The organism is Streptomyces sp. NPDC096079, from assembly GCF_040303145.1.
Lineage (GTDB): Bacteria > Actinomycetota > Actinomycetes > Streptomycetales > Streptomycetaceae > Streptomyces.
Genome location: NZ_JBEOST010000004.1, coordinates 173,374 through 193,026, shown reverse-complemented (window position 1 = coordinate 193,026; position 19,653 = coordinate 173,374). Strand labels below are relative to the sequence as shown.

Sequence of the window (19,653 nt, the reverse complement as noted above, 5' to 3'; positions counted from 1 at the left end):
GAAGGGATGGGATCGTCGTGCCCGGAAACGGAACCAGCAACGTACGACCGCTCGACGTCGTCATCGGTGTCAACGGCATCGGTATGGGACACACCGTCCGACAGAGCGTGGTCGCCCAGTACCTCCGCGACCGCGGACATCGGGTCCGGATCGTCACCAACGGCCAGGGCAGGGTCGAGTATTTCCGGGACCTCGGCTTCCCCGCCTGGGACGCCTGGATGCCGACGCTGCTCGCGCGCGACGACCGGATCCACACCCGCGACGCCGTACGCGCGAACATCCGGCAGGCGCCCGGAGGTCTCCTCCGTCACCTCCGGCTGCGCAGGGCCGTCAGGAACAGCGGCGTCCCGGACGTGTTCGTCACCGACTACGAGCCCAACACGCCACGTCTCGCCTACCACTTCGGTCGACCGCTCGTCTCCATCGACCAGCAGAGCAAGTACCGGCACCTCGACCTCCCCACCGTCGGCCGGTACGCCCGAACGGCCGACGAACAGCGACTGCGGTACTTCGCGCCGCGCGTGGACCGGTCCTTCATCTGCTCCTACGTCCCGCTGGACGCCGAGGACCGCGGACTGGAGTTCATCGCCCCGGTCGTTCCCGACCTCGTCAGGTCAGCGCCGGTCACCACCGAGCCCCTCGCCACGGCCTACTTCTCCCGCTACTTCGACCACGGCCCGGAGGAGTCCGTCCGCCAACTGGCCTCGGTCTTCCGCCAGTCCGTGCCGGACCGCACGCTGCGGATCTACGCACAGCCGACGGAGCTGAGGTCCCTGCGTGGGTACGCCGACACCCGGATCGAGATACGCGCCTTCGACCGCGAGGCGTTCATCGCGGACATGGCCCGTTCCGAGGCCGTCTTCTCCAACGCGGGCTTCAACCTGATCAGCGAGGCCCTCGTCCTCGGCAAACCGGTCCATCTGATCCCGTTGCCGACCTACGACCAGCACTGGTGCGCCAAGGTCGTCCACGAGGCCGGGCTGGGCACTGCGGCCCCTCGCGTCGAACGGCGAGCCGTCCTCGACTTCCTCGCGAGGGGGCCGGTGCTCCGCGACAACGTAGTACGCCACCGCGACCTGCACCTCGCAGCCGATCCCCGGGAACGGATCGCCTCGTACCTGGAGAGCCTGCCTGCCGTCGACCGGCCGATGCCTGCGTCGATCGCGGGGTAGCCGAGATGCCGACTCCCCCGGTTCCTTCCTACGCGGCGACTGCGGCGGTCGTAGCGGCCGTGGTGGCCTGCTACCGATTCGGGGTCTCCCCTGCGGTACAGGCTCTCGCCCGGCACCCCACGCCACTGGCGATGGGGGCGGCCGTCGCGGTCGTCGCCTCCTTGGCCCTCCGCCCGCCGCCCCTCCCCGAACAGCTGCGCTGGTTCGTCGTCTCAGTGATCGCCCTCCTCACCTGGCGCGGCGCCACGAGCGACTACGACGTCACGCTGCCCATCGGTCCCCAGCGCCGGAACAAGCTGCTCCTCTTGTTCCTCGCCGCCGCGTCCTGCCTCTGGGCTCCCGCCCTGCTCGCGTGGATCACCGTCTTCTGCGGCAGGCTGCGTGGCTGGCAGCACCACGCGATGATGCCGGTGAGACTGTTGAAGGCGTACCTCGCCTGGTTCCTCGTGACCGCGGTCCTCGCCCCGCCCCCGTCCGACTCCACGGCGGGTCTGGTGCTGGTGCTCGGCTGTGTCTCGCTGTCCCACTACGTCAAGCCGGCCTGGAGCAAGGCACGTCTGGGGCCGCGCCCCTGGTCCTGGGCCTGGCACAACCGCACGCACTACCTCATGGCCTCGGCGTACTCCTGGGGCTGGGCGCGCTTCCTCCCGTCCGGGAAGGTGTCTCAGCTTCTGTGCCGGGCGAGAGTCGTGGACCGCCCCATCAACATCCTCACGATGGTCGTGGAGGCCGCCGGGCTAGTCGCCTTCCTCGACCGTCGGCTGCTGATCGCGATCCTGGTGGCGACGGCGCTCTTCAACCTCGTCGTCGCCCTCGCCTCCGGCATCCTCTTCTGGGAGAACATCGCCGCCAACATCGCCCTCGCGACGGCCCTCGGGGTGCTTCCCGGCTGGGGGTACGACACGGCCTTCGGGTGGCCCGCCGCGCTGGTCGCGCTCACCGTGATCCTGCTCAGCACCGCCGACCTGCTGTGGCAGCCCTGGCACCTGGGGTGGTGGGACTCGCCGTTCACCGCCCGGGTCCACTGGCAGGTGGAGACCGTCTCCGGCGCGACGCGGGGTCTCTACAACGACTACATGTGCCCGTACGAGCGCGAGTTCGGCCGCGTAGAGGGCTACTTCCTGACGGACGAGCCCGTTATCCACGGCCACCTCGGCATCGTCTGGAACCGGTGGCTCCGGGACCTCCTCGTCCAGGCGGGTGGGGACCCCGACCGGCTGGACGCGCTCAAGCAGAGCTACGGCCGGAACCACAGGGACGAAGAACGGTCGGCCGAGCACGTCGCCTTCCTGTCCGCCATGTTCACCCGCCTCAACGCCGGCACCCGGAAGAGCCCCCTGCCCCGATGGCTCCGCCGACTCAAGGCTCCCGGGGGCCAGCTCTATCGGTGGGGCGATCTGCCCGCCTACCAGGGCGAGGAGCCCGTCCGCCGCATCACCATCCGCTACGAGGAGCGCTGCTTCCTCCCCGAGACCGGCGACTTCGTACTGCTCGCCGATCGTGTCGTACGGGAGATCAACCTCCGCACTCCGATGACCGACCAGGAGGACAGCACCTCATGCGCAAGATCTTCGTCGACTGCGGCGCCAACCTCGGAATCGTGCTGAAGCGCTTCATGCACGAGCTCCCGGACCACGACTTCTACGCCTTCGAGCCCAACGCGGCCCTGCTCCCGTCCATCCGCGCGAACGTGGAGCGGGCCCGGCACGCCGGCCTGGTCGAGGTCTCCCCCAGAGCGGTGTGGACCGAGGACGGGACGATCGGCCTCTTCCTCGGCCACCACGAGAGCTCCACCGTGATGCCCGGCAAGCGGGTCCCGCCCATGTACGACCAGCAGATCGACTACGGCTCGCCCGTCGCCGTACCCGCGGTGGACTTCAGCGCCTGGCTCCGCCGGACGGTCACGCCGGCCGACCACGTCGTCGTGAAGATGGACATCGAGGGTGCCGAGTACCCCGTACTCAGGAAGCTGCTCGCCGACGGGACGATCGACCTCGTCTCCGTCCTCTACGTCGAGTGGCACCACGACCGCTTCCCCGCCATGAACCAGGCCGAGCACGACCAGGTCGTCGCCGCCGTGTCCGCACGCGTCGACGTCCGCCACTGGGACTGACCGGAGTGAGGGGACACGACGCCATGAGCACCCAGCACGTCTACCTGATCAAGCACGCCGAGACGGAGGAGAACCTCCAGGGCATCCACCAGGGCCGCGCCGTCGGCGGCCGGCTCAGCGAGCGCGGTCGCGCCGACATACGGTTGGTCGGCGCCTGCCTCGCGGCGGCCGGGGTCGCCGTGGACCAGATGCTCGTCAGCCCGATGTCCCGTTGCTGGGAGTCGGCGGAGCTCCTCACCGCCGCGCTCGCCCCTGTCGATGTCCGCGTCGACGAGCGTCTGGCCGCCAAGGACAGCGGTCACCTCGGGGGCCGACCGAGGGAGCTCGCCGCCTCCGAGGCCGCTCGCCACGGGATGCCGATCCACCAACTCCGCACGCCGGGCGGCGAGTCGTCGGAGGACGTCCAGGCCCGTTACGTGGGTCTCTGGGACGAGGTCTGCTCCGGGCCACGGCGAACGACCGTACTCGTCGGGCACGGTGGGGGCATCGCCTGCCTGCTGCTGTGGCTCACCGGGAACGGCTTCGACCGATACCTCCAGCACGTGCCCGGGTCCGCCGGCGTCACCTGCGTGGAGATCAGCGGCCCGACTCCGCGGGTGCGGCTCATGAACGTCTCGCCCACGGACCTGCCCGCCGTCCTCGACGCCCGTACCGCCCGATGAGAGTCGGGACGGTACGGGTCCGAGGATGCCTCTCAGGCTTCCGGGGTGCCGCCGAAGCGCTCACGGTAGGACTCCAGGTCCTCCTCCGTAATCTTCGCGAAGAGCACCGGCGGGACGGTGAACGCGGTGCCGGCCGGGACGGCGTCCAGGGACTTGGCCTGGTCTGCGGTCGCCCAGGTCGCGGTGTCGTCCACCAGGGCGAAGGCACCGCGCATGGCAGCGGCCGTGGTCGGGATGAACGGCTCGGAGACGACCGCGTACAGGTGGATCAGGTTCATCGCGGTGCGCAGGGTCAGCGCGGCGCCGTCCGGGTCGGTCTTGATCTCCGTCCAGGGGGCCTTCTCCTCCAGGTAGGAGTTGCCCGCGGACCACAGGGCGCGCAGGGCGGCGGCGGCCTTGCGGAACTGGAGCGCGTCCATCTGCTCCTCGTACTCGGCAAGCAGCCGCGCGATCTCCTCGCCCAGCTTCGCCTCCACCTCGCCGGCGGCACGTCCCGCCGGGGCCTCGTCGCCGAACCGCTTGCGGGAGAAGGACAGCACGCGGTTGACGAAGTTGCCGAGGGTGTCGGCCAGGTCCTTGTTCACCGTGGCGGTGAAATGCTCCCAAGTGAAGGAGGAGTCGTCCGACTCGGGGGCGTTGGCGATGAGGAAGTAGCGCCAGTAGTCGGCGGGGAGGATCTCCAGGGCCGCGTCGGTGAAGACGCCGCGCTTCTGGGAGGTGGAAAACTTCCCGCCGTAGAACGTCAGCCAGTTGAAGCCCTTGACGACGTCGACCTTCTTCCAGGGCTCGCGCACGCCGAGCTCGGTGGCCGGGAACATCACCGTGTGGAAGGGGACGTTGTCCTTGGCCATGAACTGCGTGTACCGGACGGCGTCGTCGGCCTCGTACCACCACGACTTCCAGTCGCGGGTCTCACCGTCGGAGGCGGCGTCCGCCCACTCCTTCGTCGCGCCGATGTACTCGATCGGGGCGTCGAACCAGACGTAGAAGACCTTGCCCTCGGCCGCGAGCTCCGGCCAGGTGTCGGCCGGCACCGGGACGCCCCAGTCCAGGTCTCGGGTGATGGCGCGGTCGTTCAGGCCCTCGGTCAGCCACTTGCGGGCGATGGACGTGGACAGGTGCGGCCACTGGTCGCTGACGGTGGCGATCCACTCCTCGACCTCGTGCTGGAGCTTGGACTGCAGCAGGAAGAGGTGCTTGGTCTCGCGGACCTCCAGGTCCGTGGAACCGCTGATCGCCGAGCGCGGGTTGATCAGGTCGGTCGGGTCGAGCACGCGGGTGCAGTTCTCGCACTGGTCGCCGCGGGCCTTGTCGTAGCCGCAGTGCGGGCAGGTGCCCTCGACGTACCGGTCCGGCAGGAAGCGGCCGTCGACCGGCGAGTACACCTGGCGGATCGCCCGCTCCTCGATGAAGCCGTTCTCGTTCAGCTTCCGCGCGAAGTGCTGGGTGATCTCGACGTTCTGCTGCGAGGAGCTACGCCCGAAGTAGTCGAAGGCCAGCTCGAACCCGTCGTACACGACCTTCTGCGCGTCGTGGGCCTGCGCGCAGAACTCGGCGACCGTCAGCCCGGCCTCCTTGGCGGCCAGCTCGGCCGGCGTGCCGTGCTCGTCGGTGGCGCAGATGTAGAGGACGTCGTGACCGCGCTGGCGGAGGTACCGGGAGTACACGTCCGCGGGAAGCATCGACCCGACCATGTTGCCCAGGTGCTTGATCCCGTTGATGTAGGGAAGCGCGCTGGTTACCAGGTGTCGAGCCATCCTTGGATGCTCCATTTCGTACGTACGGCGCCGGTGGCGCTGCCACGGCGGGCCCAGGTCGGGAGGCCGCAGCCGACGCGATCACTCCGATCGCACGTCAGCGTCACTCTTGGTGACGGAACGGGACTGCAAGCCACCGTCATCGTATCGAACCGGGGGTGGGGCCAGCCGGTGGGTTTTCCCGCCTCTCCTTGCCACGCCCGAAAAGCACTCGGCCGTCCGAGACAGGCGGCCAAGCGAGTCCCGGACGGCCGAGGCGGTCCCCATCTTACGGCCACCGCCCACGACAGATCTCGCGCCGCGGGTACGTCCCCGCCACCCGAACCCCAACCCCGAACCGCAGCGAGGTGGACCGCATGATCAGGAACCACGAGCCCCGTCGACTCCGCGTCGTCATCGTCGGGCAGGGGTACGTCGGGCTCCCGCTCGCGGTGCGAGCTGCCGAGATGGGGCACAGCGTCGTCGGCCTCGACGTTGACGCCGGCCGGATCAAGCGGCTCGTGCTCGGCGAGTCGTACGTCGAGGACGTCTCGGACAAGCGGCTGGCACCGCTCCTCGCCGCCGGCGTCTACCGGCCGACCGTCGACCCTGCCGACTGCGCCGGGTTCGACGTGGCGGTCGTCACCGTCCCGACGCCACTGCACGACGGCGCGCCGGACCTGTCGCACGTCGAGGATGCGGCACGGACGCTCAGCCGTCACCTCACCCGTGGAGCGACCGTCGTCCTGGAGTCGACCACGTACCCCGGGACGACCGAGGAGGTGTTCCGCCCGCTCCTGGAACGAGGCTCCGGTCTGACCGCCGGCCGGGACTTCCACCTCGGGTACAGCCCGGAGCGCATCGACCCCGGGAATCCCACCTGGAGGCTGGAGAACACGCCCAAGGTCGTCTCCGGCATCACCCCGTCCTCCTTGGAGTCGGTCCGCGACTTCTACGCCTCCCTCGTGGACACGGTCGTGCCCGTGGCCAGTTGCAAGGAAGCGGAGCTGACCAAGCTCCTTGAGAACACCTTCCGGCACGTGAACATCGCCCTCGCCAACGAGCTGGCGATCTTCGCCCACGAGCTGGGCATCGACGTCTGGGCAGCCATCGACGCCGCGTCGACCAAACCCTTCGGGTTCATGCGCTTCGCCCCCGGCCCCGGGGTCGGAGGCCACTGCCTGCCCGTCGACCCCTCCTACCTCTCGTGGCGGGTCGAACGGACCCTGGGACAGAACTTCCGCTTCGTCGAGCTGGCGAACGACGTGAACAACCACATGCCCGACTACGTGGTGCGGCGTCTCGTGGCGGGCCTCAACGAACACGGGAAGCCGCTCAAGGACTCCCGGATCCTGCTGCTCGGCCTGGCGTACAAGGCCAACACCGGGGACGCCCGCGAGACGCCGGCGGCCCGCATCGCCGAACTCCTCACCGGTATGGGCGCCGAGGTCCAGGCCGCCGACCCCCACGTCCTGGACGACGCCCACCCCCGCGCCGCCGGTCTGGAGGGCCTCCGGCGGGTCGAGGTGACCTCCGACCTGCTCGCGACGACCGACGCCGTAGTCCTTCTCGCGGACCACGACGCCTTCGACTATCCCCTGATCAGCGCGCACTCCCCGTACATCCTCGACTGCCGCCGCCGGCTCACCGGCGCCCACGTCGACTCTCTCTGATCTCTCCGAAGGGAACCATCGTGAAGATCGTGATCACCGGCGGCGCCGGATTCATCGGCAGCAACCTCGTCCGCGCCCTGACCGAACAGCCCCAGGTCTCCCGACTCCGGGTCGTCGACAACCTCTCCACCGGGGACAAGGCGAACCTCGCCGGCCTCGACGTGGAGTTCTTCGAGGGCGACGTCCAGGACGCCGCCCTCCTCGACCGGGCGTTCCGCGGCGCCGACGCCGTCGTCCACCTGGCCGCGCTCCCCTCCGTACCGCGCTCCCTGCGAGACCCCCTGGCCAGCCACCACGCCAACGCGACCGGCACCCTCCAGGTCCTCGAAGCCGCCCGCCGCGCCGGCGGCCCGCACGTGATCGCCGCCTCCTCGTCCTCCGTCTACGGCGCCAACCCCCATCTGCCGAAACACGAGGACCTCGCGTCCGCCCCGATGAGCCCGTACGCGGTCACCAAGCTCACGACGGAGGCGTACCTGAGCGCCTACCACCACAGCTTCGGCCTTCCGGTCCTGCCCTTCCGCTTCTTCAACGTCTACGGCCCTGGCCAGCGCGCCGATCACGCGTACGCCGCCGTCATCCCGAAGTGGATCAGCGCCGTCCTCGCCGGCCGGCCGGTGACCATCCACGGCGACGGCACCCAGACGCGCGACTTCACCTACGTGGGCACGGTCTGCGACGTCCTCACCGACGCGCTCCTCCGCCGGGTCGTGGACCCCCGCCCGGTGAACCTCGCCTTCGGAACCCGTACCTCGCTGCTGGACCTGCTGGAGGAGATCGAATCCGCGACGGGGCAACTCGTCGACCGGGAATACAAGCCTCCGCGCGCCGGCGATGTCTCTCACTCACAGGCGGACAGTGCTCGCCTGCGAGCACTTTTCCCCACAGTGACACCATTACTGATCCAGAAGGGAATCGCGACGTCGGCGGGCTGGTTCCGTTCGCAGACCGGAGTCACACCATCGATCTGAGCCGTCAACCCGGTCACCGCCTTGAAGGCTTGCAGAGTAGTGAGCTTCTCACCCCCTGCGAGCCTTCTCTCCAACCTCTCACGTCAACATCTGCCGAAGACGGGCCTGCGCCACGAACGAGACCCTGCGCCGGGCCGCGGTCAATAAAGAAGGCCACTTCTTAGAACGGAAGACCATGTCGGCTATACGGCGCACCTTCGGGGGCGTCTTCGAAAGCCACCCGACGGTACAGCCCATTTCCTCCGACAGCTCAGTGAAAGCTTCCTCCGGGGCATCTAACCCGGCGACGTCCTCCTGGCCACCCAGCCCGTCCCTCGGTGAGACGTGTATTTCACACGCCTCAAATGCTCCAGATGGAACAGTCCGTTGCAGGCTCAGCAGGCAAGGTCTACAGCAGAGGCGGCGAAGTCGTCATCAAGCTGCCGGGCAACATCGTCCTTCACCTGCAGAACGTCAGCTTCGAAGAGCCTGGAGGTCAGCGCCTCGGTCAGGGGTGGGGGTACGGCGTTGCCGATGATGACCTGAACCTCAGTGCGAGTCAGCTCGTAGCGAGGCTTGACCCTCTCATCGACGATCTTGAAATAGTCCGGGAAGCCTTGGATGCGCGCGGCCTCGTGGGCGGTCAGACATCGAGGAACAGCAGGGTGGACGAAGCGTCCGCGACCCATCGTCGCAAAACCGCTGGTGATGGTCTGAGACGGACGGTCCCACCACAGACGGCCATACATTGCGACGTAATTGTGATTGCCCCGGTGACACACGGGGCGCTCTTCGTTCGGCAGATTGTATTCGTCATTATCGAAGAGATATTTCATACGCCGCTGATTGTCCGCGTTGGGTACGGCAGCTTCATCGAAGAATGATTTGGCGGACACGTCGAGCAGGTCGCCGATTGCCCAACGCAGGTCATGCGGTGCGGCATTGCGGTCTTCGATCTTCAATAGGTCAGCAGCCGAGAAACCAAAAGGCAACGCGTCTTCACGGACGGCCAGCAGTATGTGGCGCTTTCGTGTCTGAGCAACCCCGAGCTTGAGTAGGTCGATACGGCTGGTGGCGACATCATATCCAAGCTTCTTGAGGTGAACGATGGCGCGGGAGACCACCTGCTGCTTGTCATTGACAACGGCAAGCACGTTTTCAACGACGACTGCGCTGGGTCGCAGAACCTCTGCGGCACGAACCATGCGCAGGTACAGGCGGTTCTTGGGGTCATCGCGGCGGGTGTGGTTGTTGAGGTTGCTGTGCCCCTGGCACGGCGGCCCTCCGATCAGGAGATCCACCTCTCCTACCGTGGAGAGGGTCTCGTCCTCCTGAGCGGTCAACGGGGCGCCAAGGTCACCATCGAAGAAGGACTCGACGGTTCCCTGTTGGACGTTGGCTTTGGGAAAGTTGGCCGTGAAGACCTTGGTGGGAGCCGCCTCGAAATCAACCGCGAGACGAACATCGAGCGAGACGCCATGCTTGTGTGCTGCCTGGGCGATACCGAGGGTGAGGCCACCGCAGCCAGCGAAGAGGTCCACGACTCGCAGGGAGCCGACACCCTCCTCAAATCTCGGCCGCCGCTTGGCCCGCAAGGGGTGTCGCTCACCCACGTGTGACCCCCATCTGCACTTGCTTGTAGATCTGGCGGAACGAGCGGTCATCGTACTCGATCAAGGGTGATCACGTGCTGCAGACCGGCACCTGTCCCTCGCCTGACGTGCCGACCGCGACGGCTCTACGGCTCGCCTTCGGGCAATGGGGGCCTCTGAATGAGCTCATCAACGACCACCACCCCACAACCCTGTCGCTACCGCGGCGTCGACAGGCCGACGTCCCGCGCTTCCTCGAAGGGATCGCAGGCAACCTTGAGCGTCGCAGTGCCAAGAGCAGTGATCGCCGATTCTGAGGTTCCCCTCGTAACGTGGAGTCCGTGACAGCAGGGGATGTCGGTTGTCATGACGGAGAAGCGTCGTAAGTTCACGGCGGAGCTTCGCGAGGGGGGCGGCGGTACGGATCGCGACCGAGACCGGGAAGCCGGCCCCCGAGGTCTCGTAGGACCTGGGGATCAACGAGACGACGTTGGCGAGCCGGGTCTCGCGAGCGAAGCGGGGCCGGGAAGACCACGCCGGAGGACAGGGACGAGTTGATCGCTCGGCTGACGGCGGAGAACGCGGCCGCCGTGGCCGGGGTGATCAGCGACAACGGGACCGAGCACGGCATCCCGCACACCGTCACGTGCCACGCTCAGGGCGTGAGCGAGTCGTGGTCTACAAGTGGCGCGACCGTCCGCCCATCGGGCGTGAACAGCGGCGGAAACAGCTGGCCGACGAGATTGAGGCGCCTACGGATCGCCGAGGATCTTCGTCCTACCGGTCCGCAGGGGCTGGCGCATCTCGGTGAAAACCGTGGCGAAGCTAATGGCCGAGCTCGGCCTCGTCGCCCAGGTGGTCAGGCGGCGAAGCGGACTGACCAGACAGGGCAAGCGGCCAGCCGCGCCGGACTTCGTCAAACGGGACTTCACCGCCCGGGAACCTGATCCCGTCTGGGCGGGCGACATGACGGAGATCCCCACCGAGGAGGGCAAGCGAGCTCTACCTCGCTACGGTCATCGACTTGTTCTCCCGGCGCCTGCTCGGCTACGCGATGGGCGCCCACCGCGACGCGGACCTGGTCGTGGCCGCGCTGAACACGCAGCGGCCTCCCGCAGCGGCGACGTCCGAGGCGTGATCTTCCACAACACCCACCGACTACGCAACGTGTGCGGGTTCAAGAGCCCGATCGGCTACGAGATCGAGTACTGGGCCGGCCTCACCGTGGAGCTGGCTGCATAGGCAGGACTCCACAGTTCGAGGGGATTGACAATCCTCATGGCTTGCGGCATCGCCACGCACTGGCGAGCCAGGGGCACTTTCGCGCCTAGTCGTGGCATTTGATCTACCGTCGGGCGTGCTGGCAGCTAAAATTCTGCAGCTCCCGGCTCGGTCGACGAAGGACAGCAGCATGCCGCTAGAGGTCAACAAGCACGTCCAACGGATACGTCGTTACCAGCCGTTCGACGTCGACGCCTCTGAGATGGTCTACGAGCTGCAGGCAGACTGGACACAGCCACAGTTCCCCGTTGTGACGCTGGACTACCTGCTGAGTGCCATCGAGCGACAGACCACGAAGACCATCGTCCTCACCGGAGACGCCGGACATGGCAAGACGAGCCTGTGTGCCAGCCTTCTGGCCCAACTACTGGCCGGCGATGAGCCGATCACGCCAGATGTCCGGAAGGCGGTCTTCCTCGAGCTGTCCGAGGCAAAAGGCGCGAGCCGCCCTGTCGGCCGGACCCGTAGCGGCCGCCCGCTGTACATCCTCAGCGATCTGAGCGAGCTCAGCCCGCAGGCTGGTGCCCACAAGCTCGTTGAGCTTCTCGACCCTCCGGACAATGGCATCGCGATCATCTGCGCGAACGAGGGCCAACTGCGCAAGTGCGTTGCCGAGGATGACAACCTTGGCAAAGTCGGCACTGGGCGCGCCAAGGTTCTAGTGCAGACCCTAACGGAAGGCATAGTTCGCGGGCAGGTCAGTGATCCTCATGGTGCAGTCACCGTCATCAACCTCAACTACCAGTCCGTAGCGGCCGACAGCTCCAACGGCGGGCTCATCCCTTGGGTTCTGAAGCAGTGGACAACTACCCAGTCGTCGCGGTGGAAGCGCTGCGAGACCTGTGATGCACGCGAGGTCTGCCCGATCCTGGCCAACCGCAACGAACTGAGTGATCCCACCCGCGGGCCTCAGCGCCGGGCCGCGATCCGGGACATGTTTGCTGCGGCCGAGCAGACCGGGGCCGTAATCACGACACGTCAGGCGCTATCGGTGACCAGCTACATGCTCACCGGCGGCCTGTCCTGCGATGACGTCCACGCCAGGTACCAGCGGTCGCATTCGAACCGGCTGTGGCAAGCTCCCCACCTGTACCACCAAGCGCTCTTCGGTGACCGGTTGAGTCAGCAACAGCGTCATCTGGTTCCTGCCTTCTTCGCGCTACGGAAGTTGGACCCGGGCCGGGTCTCCCGTCGCCAGGTCGACGACCGACTGGACCCTGACACGGCGGGCGACTTCCCTCCCGCGGACGCCAGCAGCTACCTGCAGAAGGTCCGCACGAATCGGGACGCCCAGAAGCAGGCCGAACAGTTGCGGGGCCTGTACACGTTCCTGCGGCGAGCCGACTTCTTCAACAGTGACGACGACACGGACCGTTTCGCCCGCATGGGCCTGCAGGCTGGCGACGACTTTGTGCGTGTCCAGGACAAGAACCGGGATCCGGCAGACACCAGAGTGCGAGACCGATTCCTCAAGGGCCTGGAGGCCGCCCAGGGCATTCACCGAGCAGCGAGCAACCCTGACTTCTTCGTACTTGACCCCGCCTTCTTCACACACCGCGCCCGCGCGGCCGTGATCTCCCGGCGAGTGCCCAGCAAGGGCGTCGAGGTGGTCGACCAGGTCACCCAGTGGCAAAGGGAAGCTGGCACGAGCACCACCCCCGAGATGCGGAACGCCGTCGAGTGGCTCAACCGGGCCATCTACATCCGTATCCCGGCCGTCGCCCCTGACCAGGACGCAGTCTCGGTGGAAGCGGACCTTTTGCGTTTCGAGTTGTTGACGCGGTGGGCCGCGGGCCTGCGCAGCGAGGTGCAGCACGAGGCAGAGATCCGCGGCCTGAGTGGGTCCCTGGCTGAGCTGGCTGACTCGTCGAACAAGGACGACGAGATCCAGGTACTGGTGGGCAACGTCATGCGAAAGCTCATGATCGACGTTGGCGACAAGATCAGGTCGGTGCGTGCGTAATGGCTGATCGTTCCAAGGCCGAGGTCGTCCTTCGCCTCTTCGGGGTGAATCTCGAACAGCAGGGCCGCGGTTTCTACGTCCCGCTTGAGATGCTCGCGATCGCCCGCGGCATCTACCTGGCGCATCAGGAAGACCCGGAGAAGTTCGCAGGGCTCCTAGACAACGGAGCTGGCACGGCTTACAAGAGGACCTCGCACGACCTGGCCCGGCGGATCGCGACCAAGACCCGCATTGTCGAGGGCGATGAGGAACTCGGCAAGGCCGTCGAGCTGGACTCTCCCGAGACTATGGAAACGCTCCACGCCCTGTTCTCGTCCTTGTTGGTGGAGATCCCAGGGCGTCGCAGCCAGCCCAGTTGGTTCGGCGCGCACATCTATCCGTTCGTTGGTGAACTCATTCACTACGACGCAGTCGAACGACGAGTCAAGCAAATCGATGCCAAGAAGAGCGCGAAGAAGCGCAAGCAGGCCACCAAGGTCGCTGTCGGCATCAACGCTCCGAGTATCGAGCGCTACCTCTTTCGCGATGGTGGGAGTTGGGCCTACAAAGTCCTTCGTGCCGACCCCGATCCTGACCGCAAGGAAGCGACCCGACAGGGCCTGTGCGACCTCGTGCAGGACAGTGGAACCCCGCTGGGCAATCTCGCCAAGGCCCTCAGCGCGCACGACTTCGACTACGACGAAGCGCCCGTGGAAGGCTCAGACACAGGAATCGAGCTGTATGAGGACCTCAGCCCGTGGCCTGATCTACTCAGGGAGGGGACCTGCAACATCGTCACTCGGATCGCTACGGTCCCGAGGGCCAAGCGCACTGAGAGCCTCATGCACTGGGTCCCCTACTGCTTGGCACGCCACCAGCTCCACCTCGCACGCACCAAGCTCGGTGCCACCAACCGCGAGTCGATCCTGTTGGACTTCGGCAACGAGGCAACCCCGCTGCGCAGGGAATCGCAGAAGAACCTCGCTGGCTTCCGCAACGACATCGTCAATGCGATCAACGTCCAGGCTCGGGTGATGATCGGCGAAGCCGAAGACGACGAGGATAAAAAGCGGCGCTACGGGAGATTCACGAAGGAGGGTGGGACCGCGGTCGCCTCACCCCGAGCGTTCTTCAGCGAGACCCTCGCCGCAGTCGGAGCCCTGAACGCGACGGGCGGGCGCCGGCACTTCACCATGAAGCCTCCGATGCTCGAGGCTCTGGTCTCTGCCACCGTCGCGCAGGACGCGGAGATGGAGTTCGATAAGTTCTGCACGCTCCTGTACGAGAAGTATGGGCTTGTGATGGAAGACAAAGTCGCGGCAGCGAGTCCGTTGGCCTACGAGGTCGACCCATCGGTCCTTGACCACAACGGCAAGGCGTTCCGGGAGAAGCTCGCCGCTATTGGTCTGCTCACTCAATACTCAGATGCAACCAGCATGGTTCGAGGAGAGCCCCGGTGACCGACAGCAGTATCCGAGCGCTCGGCCGGTTCGTCGCCGACGAAGCACTCCGCAAGGTCACTGAGGCCAACGGAGCCCGCGCCGCGCTACGGGTCAGTGGCTTCGACCGGCCGACCGTGGCCGAGGCTCTCCGCCGCACCGCCCAGCAGCTATCGAGCGCGCCGGACCGTCAGATTGTCGTCAAGGTCGGCACCTCAGAGCCAATCGAAGGTGTACCTGCTGAATACCTGCTGGGGCCGCAGGACCAACTGACCAAGTGGCGAAATTCGGGACAGGGCAAGGCAGTGCTGCTGTTCGAGTGGGGGCAGTCTCCGGACGCACAGGGCCTGGCGGCCATGAACCCCCTGAACGACGCCACGATCCTGGGCAACTACCGCGACCCTGCCGGCGAGCGCGGGTTCGACAGGTTCATGGCGGAAGCGTGGATGGAGGCGGGGGGTGTCGGCACCGTTCCGGCCGTGATGGGCACCTTTCTGCCGGAGATCTGGGGTGCCGTCACCGATGAGGAGCCCCGGTCCTTGCACCGCTGGGCGGCATTCCTGGTCGACACTGCGCAGAAGGTCGCAGCAACTCAGGTACACACCCCTGACATGGTCTGCCCGGAGATCTCTGCAGCCCTGCCGGCTCTTGATCTCTTCCCAGACCGCGAACTCTTCATCAAGCCCGCCGCGCTGCCCACCCGGATCAAGAAGAACGTCTCGGTCAGTGCCTTCAAACAGCCCACGGGCAAGGAGATCACCGAGGACGACCTGATAGACCGCATAAGCGCGACCGAGTTCAGCGATGAGTCCCTGGACCACATCGGTACGGATTCTGAGACTGCCAAGGCACTCATGCGCAGCCTCGTACTCAACCTCAATCGCAGTGGCTCTACTCCGCAGGATTCTCGTCAGTTGCGCCGCGAGCAGGACCTGACCCTCTGGCTGGAAGTCTTCGAGCAGAAGTCCAAGAAGATCGGCCTGGGCCAGCAGGTCCGACAGGATATCGAGAAGGCCGACGAAGATCGGGTCGACGAGTTCGACGCCATGGTGATCGAAGATGCACTCGACCGCGGAGATCAGGAAGCCGCACAGCGCTTCCTTGACGAGGCTCCTATCGGCGGAGCGGAGTCGCTGGCTGACCTGTTGTCCAAGCGGTCACGCCGCAAAGTCGAGAAGCTTGCCTTTCCGGACTCTCAGTTCGTCCAGGACCCACTGCGTGCCCTGCTGCGCGAGCTGACCTACTTCTCCGATGAAGACGAAGGCTCCGTCGTCGTCGGACTTGAAGGCAACCAGGAAACCGGGCGGTGGAGCCGCTGGCTGTTTGCCTTCCTGTACGCCAACACCCTGGATGACGTCCGGGAATCCACCGGTCTTCGCCTGACCCTGGACGTCAAGAAGTGCCTGTTGGACCTGACCAAGCCGCCCCTGACGGAGGAAGACGAGCCGTTCGACCCGAACACAGAGTGGGCCCCGCTGCGCATCCTGGTCGAGATGGACGGAGCCCAGCGACGCTTTCGCTGGGACCCTCTTGGCATTCCGGGGCAGATCGCGCTGGCGGCCCTCATCCACGGCTGGCGAACTCCCCCTGGCTATGCCAGCAAGTTGACCTTCGACAATTTCCTCGAGAAGTTCAACGACCCCCGGCAGTGGCAGGTCGACGAGCCCGTGCCCGTGCCCACGTCGCAGTTCGCCAGTCAGCTGGAGCGCCTCAGGCTGGAGCACTTCAACCGGTTCTGCGACGGGCTTGACGCCGGGAAGATCAACGATTATGTACGCGAGTGGGAAGGCGTGCTCCGCGAAGCTCGCACCACTCTGGTTCCCAACAACGCTCCGAACGCAGACCTCGAGGCTGTCGTCCTGACCGATGTCGTCGGGCTGGCCGACCACCGCATGATGATGCTGGCCACTCACCCGTTGAAGCTGCGCTGGCTGGCAAAGAACTACGAGGAGGCTGCCGGGAGCATCGTCACCGCCCTGAACAAGGAGGGAGGTCTGAGCCTCAACCAGGAAAACGAGGAGCTCTTCTTCGACGCCATCGACCGCATCTCCCCTCATGGGACACCGGCGGTCCTCGTCGGTCCCGGCGGCACGATTGCCATTCCGATGCGGGAATCGGCCGGGCACGAGGAGTACGCACCGGTCCGCTACGGCGGAAACGAGTCCAAGGACTGGCTCTCCAGCGTCGACGAGACCGCGATCGACGAGATGGTCCGCGTCATCACCGACTACCTGACGACCTACCCCCACAAGCTTGATGGGTTGCGCGTACTGCTTCTGGACCGCAACGGCGACCCTGTCCTGCCGATGCGCGTGGCAAAGCAGATGCGGGCCAAGAACCCTCGTCTGAAAGTCGATCTAGTTGTACTGGCTCCGCAGTCCACCCACCACGAGATCATCCAGGGTTTCGACCTGCAGTTCTCCGGTGCGGAGATGTCCGACGACAGCTTCCTGCCTGATGTCCAACTGATTCTTCAGGCGTGGGAGCCCGACCAGGAAGCAGACCTGTCAGGGCTGGAGGACACCATCGACCTCGCTCTGGCGCCGGCACTGTTCGGCGCACAGACCAGTGTGAAGGAGAGCACCAAGAAGGAGTCCTTGTCGGGTTCCTTCAACCCCTGGAAGCACCCAGCCTCACACAACCTGGCTCAGACCAGCGAGAACGTCGTGAGAGCGCTGTTGCCTGAGACCGCCGACGAGACTCTTGAGTCCTGGTCGACCTTGTGCGTGCGCTACGACCGCCGTTCCCCAGTCTCCCGGGAGAGTGTCGACGGCATCGACTACTTCGAGATGCAGGTGCAGTTCGACCAGCACCAGGAGCTGTTCGAGACCCTGCACCGTGTGGCCCACTGGGTCGTCACTCTCGACAGCTTCATCGGCCGTGAGCAGATCGACGCCCTGCGCAACCGCCCTGACGTCATTCTCGTCAAGCCCAGCGTCGGCAAGAATGAGTCCTACACCCTCATTGTCAGCTCGCAGACCGGTCGGCAGTTCGTCGTCCAGCGACTGCGCCGCCGCCTTGAGCAGATCGGCGTCGTCACCCCGCAGGACTCGGAAAGCACCGCTAAACGAATCTACGAGGTCGGCCGCAACGTGGCCCCTGGCGCCGTGCTGCGCTCCCTCGGCATTGGCACCACGGTCAACGAAGTCGTCGGCCTGGTTGCCACGCGGTTTGTCATCGACCAGCAGTTTCCCGTCTCTCGGCAGGGCACGAGCCTGGTCACCTGGATCAGCTTCGACGAGCACCACCGCTGGTTCGGCCGCGGACACAAGACCCGTGCCGACCTCGGCCGGTTTGTGCTGACGGTCCAGGAGGACGGCAGTGTTCGCCTGGATGTCCTGGTCGCCGAGTCCAAGTTCCGCCAGACCTTCGACGTCGGTTCGGCTGAGGAACAGCTCAACCGCACGACCGACCTGTGTGGGGATGCCTTCCGTTCGGACGGCGAGGCTCGCCACGACCGTCCCTTCTGGCTGGACGAGCTTGCCGCCGCGATCGCTCAGACCAGTGGAAAGACCACGCAGGCCGAAGACCTTCCAGCCCGCACCCTGATCGGCAATGACGACCACCGCCAGGTCGAGGCGAAGGTCCTTGATGCCCTACGCTCCGAGGATGTCCAGCTCGGTCAAGTCACTGGGGTTGCCGTGGCCATCTCGGCCGAGGATGACCAGCCGGCACCCGCGGTCGGAAGCCTCGGCAGGCACACCCTGGTGAGGCTGAACAAACGGGAACTGCTGAACCTAATCGGCGCTCTGCGCGCCAAGCAGGACCCCGCCAACGCCGATCCCATTGTTGTCTCTGGGGACCTCAGCGGGACCGTGAAGGCCGCCAATACTGTCGTCAAGACTTCTTCTGCGGGCCTTTCCGCCGAACTACCCAATCCGGAAGAACCAACGGCACCTGCCGAGGCTGGCGGGACGGCCACTCGAACAGCCCTGCCCGGATCGGCACTTGCGCGTCACCCTGCCTCAGAGGTAGCCCCTGTCCCTCTGAAGGCTTATCGCGGTGGGCTCTCCGAGGAGGAGCTGGCGCTTAGATACAACAAGATCGTTGACGTTTTTGCCCGCCACAAGGTCGCGGTCACCGCACCGGAGGTCGGCAAGTGGCAGGAGGGACCCGGCTTCTACATCTTCCGGTTCATCCCCAATCCTGGGGTCACCGTGGATAAGTTGACCAACCGACGCGACGAGATCTTTCTGGCTCTGGCATTGCCCTCCGGGTTCAGCATTCGTACCCGCAGCGACCGCGGCTCCGTGCTGTTCGAGATCCCCAAGATCGACGACGAGAAGTATGGGGTCGACGCCAAGGCGCTGTGGCAGCGGTGCCCGGCCGACCCCGAGCGTCTCATCGCCCCGCTGGGCGCCGACATCGAAGGCAACCCGGTCACCATTGACCTGTCCTCCGCAGACTCACCTCACTTGCTGGTGGCCGGCACTACCGGATCTGGAAAGTCAGTCGCGCTGGACACGATCCTCAAGGGCCTGGTCCGGTACGACAAGAGCACCCTGCGACTCCGCCTTGTCGATCCCAAGGGCACCGAGCTTGTCGACTTCGAGGACGACCCGCACCTTGACGGCATGATCGGTATGGACGCCGCCGACGCTATCGAGATTCTTGAGGAAACGGTCGAAGAGATGGCCGTGCGCTACAAGGACATGAAGTCGATCCGCACACGCAAGCTCGTCGAGTACAACGCCAAGGTCGACAAAGCAGACCGAAAGCCCTGGATCGTCATCGTCCTGGACGAGTACGCCGATCTCACTAGCGATCCCGAAGAGAAGAAGCAGATCGAAGCGCTGCTCAAGCGCCTGACGCAGAAGGCCCGCGCTGCGGGCATCCACGTCATCACAGCCACGCAGCGACCGAGTGCGGACGTTATTTCTACGACCATCCGCTCCAACTTCCCTGCCCAACTCGCCCTGCGCGTCAAGACGGCGACCGACAGCCGCATCATTCTGGACGAGACTGGAGCCGAAGCTCTGGCCGGACAGGGCGACGCCTTTCTCCACACGGCTAAGGGCACCACACGACTGCAGGTGGCCTACGACGGCAGCTGACCAGGTCCCGTCGCATTTGATCAACTCCATCTCGTAGAG

At 65.9% G+C, this 19,653-nt stretch carries 11 protein-coding genes and 1 pseudogene; 10 read left to right on the top strand and 2 right to left on the bottom strand.

Features of this window, described 5'->3' with window-relative positions:
• Positions 1-17: 17 nt before the first annotated feature.
• From ABTY59_RS11285 to ABTY59_RS11270, 4 genes are all read left to right on the top strand, one after another.
• A complete protein-coding gene (locus tag ABTY59_RS11285) occupies positions 18-1,172 on the top strand; it encodes a glycosyltransferase family protein (protein WP_352018653.1) in 1,155 nt (384 codons plus the stop codon).
• A 131-nt stretch (positions 1,173-1,303) separates the two neighbouring features.
• Positions 1,304-2,779 carry a hypothetical protein gene (locus tag ABTY59_RS11280; protein ID WP_352018652.1) on the top strand — a complete coding sequence of 492 codons (1,476 nt, stop codon included), beginning with the start codon at positions 1,304-1,306 and terminating at the stop codon, positions 2,777-2,779.
• On the top strand, positions 2,731-3,285 hold the full coding sequence (locus ABTY59_RS11275) for an FkbM family methyltransferase (RefSeq protein WP_352018651.1): 555 nt from the start codon (positions 2,731-2,733) through the stop codon (positions 3,283-3,285). The genes ABTY59_RS11280 and ABTY59_RS11275 overlap by 49 nt, the downstream gene beginning before the upstream one ends.
• A gap of 23 nt (positions 3,286-3,308) precedes the next feature.
• The gene (locus ABTY59_RS11270; RefSeq protein ID WP_352018650.1) at positions 3,309-3,947 is read left to right on the top strand and encodes a histidine phosphatase family protein; all 639 of its coding nucleotides are present in this window, start codon (positions 3,309-3,311) and stop codon (positions 3,945-3,947) included.
• Positions 3,948-3,979: 32 nt separating this feature from the next.
• Here ABTY59_RS11270 and metG read toward each other — a convergent pair whose 3' ends face one another.
• On the bottom strand, positions 3,980-5,704 hold the full coding sequence (gene metG, locus ABTY59_RS11265; protein ID WP_352018649.1) for a methionine--tRNA ligase: 1,725 nt from the start codon (positions 5,702-5,704) through the stop codon (positions 3,980-3,982).
• Positions 5,705-6,060: 356 nt separating this feature from the next.
• Here metG and ABTY59_RS11260 point away from each other — a divergent pair, with 356 nt between their 5' ends.
• The gene (locus ABTY59_RS11260) at positions 6,061-7,356 is read left to right on the top strand and encodes a nucleotide sugar dehydrogenase (protein WP_352018648.1); all 1,296 of its coding nucleotides are present in this window, start codon (positions 6,061-6,063) and stop codon (positions 7,354-7,356) included.
• A 20-nt stretch (positions 7,357-7,376) separates the two neighbouring features.
• Positions 7,377-8,327: an NAD-dependent epimerase/dehydratase family protein gene (locus ABTY59_RS11255; protein ID WP_352018647.1), complete on the top strand. Its 951-nt coding sequence runs from the start codon at positions 7,377-7,379 to the stop codon at positions 8,325-8,327.
• Positions 8,328-8,701: 374 nt separating this feature from the next.
• Here ABTY59_RS11255 and ABTY59_RS11250 read toward each other — a convergent pair whose 3' ends face one another.
• The gene (locus ABTY59_RS11250) at positions 8,702-9,847 is read right to left on the bottom strand and encodes a DNA cytosine methyltransferase (RefSeq protein ID WP_352018646.1); all 1,146 of its coding nucleotides are present in this window, start codon (positions 9,845-9,847) and stop codon (positions 8,702-8,704) included.
• A gap of 810 nt (positions 9,848-10,657) precedes the next feature.
• Here ABTY59_RS11250 and ABTY59_RS11245 point away from each other — a divergent pair.
• The 4 genes and pseudogenes from ABTY59_RS11245 to ABTY59_RS11225 all read left to right on the top strand — a co-directional run.
• A pseudogene (locus ABTY59_RS11245) lies at positions 10,658-10,756 on the top strand (hypothetical protein); the annotation flags it as partial.
• A gap of 553 nt (positions 10,757-11,309) precedes the next feature.
• Complete coding sequence (locus tag ABTY59_RS11235; RefSeq protein ID WP_352018645.1) at positions 11,310-13,142, top strand: hypothetical protein; 1,833 nt, start codon at positions 11,310-11,312, stop codon at positions 13,140-13,142.
• On the top strand, positions 13,142-14,581 hold the full coding sequence (locus ABTY59_RS11230) for a hypothetical protein (RefSeq protein WP_352018644.1): 1,440 nt from the start codon (positions 13,142-13,144) through the stop codon (positions 14,579-14,581). Before ABTY59_RS11235 ends, ABTY59_RS11230 begins: the two co-directional genes overlap by 1 nt.
• Positions 14,578-19,614: an FtsK/SpoIIIE domain-containing protein gene (locus ABTY59_RS11225; protein WP_352018643.1), complete on the top strand. Its 5,037-nt coding sequence runs from the start codon at positions 14,578-14,580 to the stop codon at positions 19,612-19,614. Before ABTY59_RS11230 ends, ABTY59_RS11225 begins: the two co-directional genes overlap by 4 nt.
• Positions 19,615-19,653 lie beyond the last annotated feature (39 nt).